The sequence below is a fragment of the Rhodococcus sp. R1101 genome, assembly GCF_000278445.1.
Taxonomy (GTDB): domain Bacteria; phylum Actinomycetota; class Actinomycetes; order Mycobacteriales; family Mycobacteriaceae; genus Rhodococcus; species Rhodococcus gordoniae.
This window is the reverse complement of record NZ_AJVB01000178.1, coordinates 1-7,201: the sequence shown is the minus strand read 5'-3', so window position 1 is coordinate 7,201 and position 7,201 is coordinate 1. Positions and strand designations below refer to the sequence as shown.

The following is a 7,201-nucleotide window of genomic DNA, read 5'->3' as shown; positions in this document are numbered from 1 at the left end:
GGCGGTTGTTGGTGCGTCCGGGTGTGACGGGGTTGTGGCAGGTGTCGGGTCGGTCGGATCTGTCGTGGGACGAGTCGGTGAGGCTGGATCTGTCGTATGTGGAGAACTGGTCGATGGTCTCGGATGTGTTGATCATCGGTAAGACCGTCAAAGCGGTGCTCGCCAGCGACGGCGCCTACTGAATGACCGAGATACTGATGATCTGTTCTTTCGACGCTGTTCGTTGTTGCGACTTGCCCTCTTTTTATCGCATCACTCGTCGAGTACCCAAACTATATGAGCCTCCGGATTTGGTCAAAGAGTCGGTGTCGTCGTGAACGGTCAGAACCTTAATAATCTCCAGCTTCAGTCGGTGGTGCGCGTTCGCGTCCCAGTTGGTTTGGGTTCCTCATCCGGGACATTTCGCGTCGTGGCGCCGATTCCTGGGCACAAAGTGAATCCGTGCGACGATTGCATGGTCGTCGAACAGCCTCTGCCGTCGGAACCAATCCGCCAACCTAGTAGCTAGATGTGGGAGTAATGACATGAGTCGTAGAATCGCAGTATTCGGTACTGGCTACCTTGGAGCCACACACGCGGCCTGCATGGCCGAACTTGGTCACGAAGTTGTAGGAGTGGACATTGACCCGGCGAAGCTCGCGAAGCTAGAAGCCGGCGAAGTTCCTTTTTATGAACCTGGCCTTGAAGAGGTCTTGCAACGAAATATTCAGAGCGGAAGACTGCGCTTCACTTCATCGTACGAGGAAGCCGCAGCGTTCGCAGATGTGCACTTCATCGGTGTCGGCACGCCTCAACGCAAGGGGGAGTTCGCCGCTGACCTGACGTATGTTAATGCAGTAATTGATCGGCTGGCACCTTTACTGACCGGTCCGTCCGTCATTTTCGGAAAGTCGACGGTTCCGGTAGGGACGGCCGAAGGCCTCGCGGAACGTGTACGAACACTTTCGCCCGCTAGTGAAGAAGTCGAGCTGGCCTGGAACCCAGAGTTTCTCCGCGAAGGATTCGCTGTGCAAGACACTCTGCATCCAGATCGTATGGTTCTAGGGGTCTCACGGAACAGCCGTGGACTGGCGGAACGGGTCGCTAGAGAAGTCTACGCACAACTTATCGAAGAGGACATTCCGTTCCTCGTCACTGATCTAGCGACAGCGGAACTTGTCAAGACGGCAGCGAACGCATTCTTGGCGACAAAAATTTCGTTCATCAACGCGATGTCCGAAGTGTGCGAGGCCGCAGGAGCCGACGTAGCATTCCTCGCAGACGCGATTGGCCACGACGTCCGCATCGGGCGACGCTTCCTTAACGCGGGTATCGGTTTTGGCGGAGGGTGTTTGCCTAAGGACATTCGTGCTTTCATGGCCCGCGCAGGAGAAATCGGTGCGGATGAAGCGCTGACATTCCTGCGCGAAGTTGACAATATTAATATGAGGCGTCGAGCACGTATGGTCGAGCTCGCCCGTGAAGCAGTCGATGGTTCGTTGATCGGGTCCCGAGTTGCGGTGCTAGGTGCTGCTTTCAAACCTGACTCCGATGACGTGCGAGATTCGCCCGCCCTGAACATTGCAGGCCAGATCCAGCTGCAAGGCGCATCAGTGACGGTCTTCGATCCAAAAGCGATGGAGAATTCGAGGACAATATTCCCCACGCTTAGCTACGCAACTGACATCAAAGAAGCATGCAGTGGCGCCGACGTGGTCCTTGTGCTGACGGAATGGCAAGAGTTCCGTGAGCTTGCGCCGACGAGCATCGAAGATCTCGTTCGCCGGAAGAAGCTGATCGACGGACGAAATTGCCTTGATGCCAGCAAATGGAGGGCTGCCGGATGGGAGTACCGCGCACTGGGCAGGCCTTGACAGGAGTGTGAATCCCGGCAGGGATCGACGACTTTATCGGCTATAAGCAACATTCTCCGAATAAGGGGCGGAACGAACCATGGAAATCGCAGAAAGTAGCAGGCGCTTGATCTTGGCAGCCTCTACTGGAGGACACCTTGAACAGTTGGTTCGACTAGCGCCGACTCTCGGCGCGACCGACGACTCACTCTGGATTACATTCGATTCACCGCAGAGCAGGTCGTTGCTTGCTGGAAAGAACGCGCTCCATGTTCCGTACATCGCGCCGCGGGACTACGTGGGCACATTCAGTGCTTTCCGTACCCTGGCATCCTACTTGCGGTCTACGAGCATCAAGTACGACGAGGCGATCAGCACAGGGGCTGCCCTTGCCCTTGCAGCGCTGCCAGCCGCTCGATTGGCCGGCGTGCCGACACGCTACATCGAGAGTGTCTCGAGGACTGACGGACCGTCGTTGTCCGGGCGTATCCTACATGCGCTCAGATTCACAAAGTTGGAGGCTCAACATAAGGAATGGGCTACTGGGCGCTGGAGTCACCGCGACAGTGTGATGAGCGCCTTCACGGCGGTTAGCAGCGATACTCCTGTTGACAAGCCGAGGCTCTTCGTGACGCTGGGGACCATCAAGCCTTTCAGATTTGACTCTGCGATTGATGCAGTCCTCAAGACAGGCTTGGCTGATGAGAACACTGTCTGGCAGGTTGGCTGTACGACTCGTACTGATCTACCTGGCCAAGTCTTCGAAACCGTCGAGAGCGAGCAGTTCGGGAGCTTTGTTCAGGAAAGCGATGTCGTAATTACACATAGTGGTGTCGGCTCGATCTTGAATATCCTTGGAATGGGTAAGTATCCGGTAGTTCTTCCTAGAAGGAAGAAGCGAAACGAGCATGTCGACGACCATCAGTTGCAGATCGCTCGTCTGGTGGCGGACAACGAGATCGCGATTGCTGTCGATCCACTCGATCTGAAGTCAGAGCATCTTCTCGAGGCAAGCACTCGCCGGATTCTCCTCCCGGAGGCAGCACGATGATAGTGAGCTGGATCGATTTTCACGGCCGAAGCGCTGGTCTGGCAGAGGAACTCGGCGTCGAAGCAGTATTCTTGCCAGACGCGATTGCAAAGAAGCGTCACGTGTTCAAGTACCTGGCTGCAGCACGATTCACTCGAAGTGTCATTCGCGATCGTCGTCCCAATTCGGTTATAGTGATGCTTCCGCCCGCTCCGTTGCTAGTCGTAGCGGCGTTATCAAAGCCGCGAGGCAGCAAGTTGATCGCTGACTTGCATACGGGCTTCTTTTCGGATCCTAAATGGTCGTGGTTCTCCCGTATTGGACTGTGGATGCTGCGGAAAAATTCCGCAATCGTGACCAATGAACCGCTTGCTGTTCAGTGCCGAAGGGCAGGAGCAAAAGCATTTGTCCTGCACGATATCTTAGTTGATCGCCGTGTCGGAAGTGTGGAGCGTGGCGCCGGAGCATACATCCTGTGCCCTCTGAGCTACGCAAATGATGAACCTCTAGATGCGCTAATCGAGGCTACCCGCCGTATGCCTGACCTGAATTTCGTTTTCACTGGAAACGCTCCAGCTTGGGTTCGGCAGTCCGCACCCGAAAATGTGAGCTTTCCGGGATTTGTGTCCGCAGAGGAATACAATCGATTGGTGCGCGACTGTCTGGCTGTAGTGGCGGTGACGGATCGTGACCATACGATGCAGCGAGCAGGCTACGAAGCGCTGATGGAAGGTAAACCTCAGGTTACGGCGCATTTTCCGGTTCTCCGAGATTTCTTGGAGTGCGCAGCTGCATACGTTGATCCAAGTGCGCCGGAATCGATTGTGCGCGCATTGATGGAAATATCAAACGATCCTCAGAGATTTATTGCCGCAGCCAATGAGGTATTGCCACGTCGGATGTCCGAACAGCAGCATGAAATAAAGATGATCCGTGAATTTTTAGGATCCTGATACGGGATCGTTTTCGTATGCGATTTATGTTAGCTCTTGGAGGGCGATGATGAGCTTTGTTTTAAAAGTTAGACGGCACGCAAAAAAGGTTAGAATGATACGGCAAGCGAGGTCGATCACACAGCTCGTGGGGTCATATGTATATGACGCCCGGAGGTTTATGCGGTTCTCAGGCATTGTCAATTCAAGCACACTCGAAGTGCTGGAGTCCCATATTGTTATGGACTTCCATCGCGTCGAGAAGGGTTTGACACTGCCGGAACCGCGTCCGTGGTTTGGTCGCGAAACGGTTGAAAGGTTGCTCGCCAACTGCGCACGTTATTCTGCGTTCGATGGTCACGATAAGGCAATCCTGGTCGGAGCTCTGGGAGCGCTAAGCGAATACAAGCGCAAATTTCAATCGTCTCCGAACGAGTGGTGGTCGGCTGTCGAACCTGTATTCGAGGAATTGGCGAAATCGACACCGGTTCTCGAAAATAGCCCGGGCGGCACCGAACCACTGTCGCCGTCCAGTAAGGAGTTCGATGGATGGAATTTCTCGAAGTTCGCACGTTCTCGCAGCAGTGTTCGAAACTTCTCCGAACGTAGCGTCGAGGTCGACATAATCCAGAGCGCGATCATGGATGCACAAACTACGCCGAGTGTTTGCAATAGGCAGGCTGCTCGGGTACGCATCTTCGCGCGAGGGGAGTTTGCGAATAAGGTTTTGCAGACCCAGAACGGAAACCGCGGATTCGGTCATACAGCGAGTCACGTTCTTGTTGTGACCTCAGATCTATCCGCGTTCTTAACGCCAGGTGAGCGTAACCAGGGGTACATCGATGGTGGAATGTTCGCCATGTCGCTGATTTACGCCTTACACGGTGCGGGTATAGGCAGTTGCCCTTTGAACTGGAGCACGGTAAAAAGCCAAGACTTGAGATTGAGGAACCTGATCGGATTGCCGGATGAAGAGGTGGTGATCATGATGATCGCAATCGGCTATCCGTCGGGCGATGCCGTAGTTACGGCGTCTCCGTTGCGGAACTTTGACCGGGTCCTATTAGGCAATGGTCAGGTCCAGACCACAACGCCAGGCTCAGCATGACGACCGCCGGTAGGGTCCGTCAAGGCCCGGATTTGAAAGCTCATATTGCGGGCGCCGCCTCGCAGATTAGCTACCCCAGGCTGCTTGCGTTCTGCTTAGCGCTGATACCCACGGTGTCAGGTACGAAGCGGGGACTCCTCGTGCCCGGGCTACGGCTTTCCGAGGTATTGGCGATCGCAGTTCTTGCACTTCTTCTCATTAACTTGCACCGTCATTTCAGGATCGGGGGGGCCGTCTTCTGGGGTCTTCTTGCATATTCCGTAGTTACTGCAGTCGTCGTAGCATCCCATTGGTTCAACTCATCCGACCTCGGACCCAAAGACTTCATCACTTACGGGCTTGGTCCGATTGTTCTTCTCCTTACCTTTACAGCGTCATATGCTGCTGGCGCTGCGTGTGTTGGATTATTGCTCAAGGTATGTCGATACCTCATCGTGTTTGCAGCAATAATGGGCGGTCTCGCTTTTCTTCAAATTGCCGGCGTAGCTGGCTCTCGAACTCTCGCATCGGTTCTAACCGGAAACCAAACTATTGTGAACATGCCGAACTGGAAGGTACCTCGCGGTATCGGCATCTTCCATTCGTGGCATGCGTATGCAGGCTATATGGCGCTTACACTTATTGTGGCTATTGCACTTCTTGCATATGGCGTGCGTCTCTACGAAAGAGCGTTTGTGCTTCCAGTGTGCATGGCGCTAATAGGAGTCGGCCTAATATCGTCTTTTACTTTCGGTATGGCCCTGTTAGGGCTCGGTGGTGCCGCGTACTTCCTGCTGCGAAAGGGGAAGCGGATTGTAGCACTTCTCGGCGCTATTCTTGTGCTCGTAGTTTCGCAAACGAGCTTTGTCTCGGGTATTTTGTCCGAGCGAGTCAACAGGCAGTCGCAAGTTACAAATGAATATGGGTTTCTTCCCCAAACTGTTGCATTTCGCCTCGCTCTTTGGAAGCGAGACTTCATTCCGTTAGTCGCAGATAACCCGTTGACTGGACATGGGCCTATTCGTGCGTCAGACCGTGTGTTTCAATACGCTGAGTCCATGTACATCCTCGTACTGGTCACTACCGGAGTCATCGGTATCGTTTCTTTCTTGGTTTTCGTCTTCCTTTTGATTGGGAGTCTCGTTCGACGGACGCATAAAGTTCATCCTGTCGATCCCGTGACCGCTGCAGTGGTTGAATCGGTTTTGTGTTTCATGAGCGGGCTACTGGTCCTCATGTTTATCCATCCGTACCTGAACGACGCTGGGTCCTCGGAACTACTCGTGATTCTGGTGGGAATTATTCTGGGATCGCGACACCTGGTTGGCGAACACGGTGCATCGGAGCTCCCCGAGGGGCCCGATTTGGGAACCGCTGTTGTCGGCAAGGCCGGAGACTGACTTGGGTGTCATAGCAAAGTCTGTCCATGCAGCAAGACGACTTGGATGGTCGGCCGCGGCGCAGGTGACGTCCAATGCGTCGAATTTCGTCCTGACCGTTCTTGTTGCTCGCGCCTTGGATGTTGCGCAACTCGGTGTCTTTGCACTCTTGATGGCTGTAAACGGAGTTGCGATCGGTGTCGTCCGGGCGTGGACGAGCGAGCCGATGATCTTCAAAGAGGCCGACACACGCCAGTTCAATGAGTCGGACAGGCACTCTGCTTCGGTGTTCTCGACGGTTCTTGTGAGTGTGCTAGTCGGGCTCTTTTCTTCCCTTACTGTAGTCCTATTTGTTAATGACATGCGGTTAGCTATTGCTTTCGGCGTCGCTATATTCTTCGCGGTAGTGCAGGATTCGGTTCGTTTTGCTCTAGTGGACTCGGGTAGGGCCGCACAGGCGTTTGGTGTTGAAGCGCTATGGCTCCTTGTTGAGGTGCCGGTGATTCTCGCAATCGCACCCACTAGTTTGTCGCAGTTTGTATCAGCGTGGGGCTTGGGCGCAGCGGCAAGCGTCCTGTGCGGATTCTTGATTCTCCGTCCCCGTCTCGATGCCCGACTGGCGGCAAGATGGTTCCATTCCGTTAAAGGTGTGGGTCCTGTATATTCCATTGATTACTTTGTGGCGGGAGGGCTGACTCCTGCCGTGACATTTGTCGTTTCTGCGGTATCCGGGCTCGAAGCATCTGGATGGCTGCGCGCAGCTCAGATGCTGCTAATGCCCTTGTCGATTTTTACGATGGGCATGAATTTTGCCTTGATCCCGGAAGCGACTCGATTGGTGGCGTCGGGCGATGTACGTGCGTCCCGTCGATTGCCGGCGTTGTACGGCGCGTGTGTCGTGTTGGTCGCAGTAATCTGTATCGTTGTATATCAGGTGCTGC

The 7,201-nt window shown here is 54.4% G+C and carries 7 protein-coding genes; all 7 read left to right on the top strand.

From position 1 onward, the window contains the following. A partial coding sequence (locus R1101_RS29595; protein ID WP_037224035.1) for a sugar transferase occupies window positions 1–182 on the top strand: 182 nt, incomplete at its 5' end. 342 nt (window positions 183–524) lie between these two features. Further along, window positions 525–1,853 carry a UDP-glucose dehydrogenase family protein gene (locus tag R1101_RS29590; RefSeq protein WP_081494089.1) on the top strand — a complete coding sequence of 443 codons (1,329 nt, stop codon included), beginning with the start codon at window positions 525–527 and terminating at the stop codon, window positions 1,851–1,853. Window positions 1,854–1,932: 79 nt separating this feature from the next. Next, on the top strand, window positions 1,933–2,883 hold the full coding sequence (locus tag R1101_RS0112650; RefSeq protein ID WP_026003209.1) for a glycosyltransferase: 951 nt from the start codon (window positions 1,933–1,935) through the stop codon (window positions 2,881–2,883). Window positions 2,884–2,885: 2 nt separating this feature from the next. Beyond that, window positions 2,886–3,815, top strand: a complete 930-nt coding sequence (locus tag R1101_RS30215; RefSeq protein WP_157179153.1) for a glycosyltransferase family protein — start codon at window positions 2,886–2,888, stop codon at window positions 3,813–3,815. 220 nt (window positions 3,816–4,035) lie between these two features. After that, the gene (locus R1101_RS29585; protein ID WP_157179152.1) at window positions 4,036–4,902 is read left to right on the top strand and encodes a nitroreductase family protein; all 867 of its coding nucleotides are present in this window, start codon (window positions 4,036–4,038) and stop codon (window positions 4,900–4,902) included. A 113-nt stretch (window positions 4,903–5,015) separates the two neighbouring features. Continuing rightward, on the top strand, window positions 5,016–6,281 hold the full coding sequence (locus R1101_RS29580) for an O-antigen ligase family protein (RefSeq protein WP_157179151.1): 1,266 nt from the start codon (window positions 5,016–5,018) through the stop codon (window positions 6,279–6,281). A gap of 1 nt (window position 6,282) precedes the next feature. Beyond that, a partial coding sequence (locus tag R1101_RS30210) for a hypothetical protein (RefSeq protein WP_157179150.1) occupies window positions 6,283–7,201 on the top strand: 919 nt, incomplete at its 3' end.

Bases quoted from the DNA above. Each gene is read 5' to 3' on its own strand.
- R1101_RS0112650 (WP_026003209.1), top strand. From the start codon at position 1,933: ATGGAAATCGCAGAAAGTAGCAGGCGCTTGATCTTGGCAGCCTCTACT.
- R1101_RS29590 (WP_081494089.1), top strand. From the start codon at position 525: ATGAGTCGTAGAATCGCAGTATTCGGTACTGGCTACCTTGGAGCCACA.
- R1101_RS29585 (WP_157179152.1), top strand. From the start codon at position 4,036: ATGGACTTCCATCGCGTCGAGAAGGGTTTGACACTGCCGGAACCGCGT.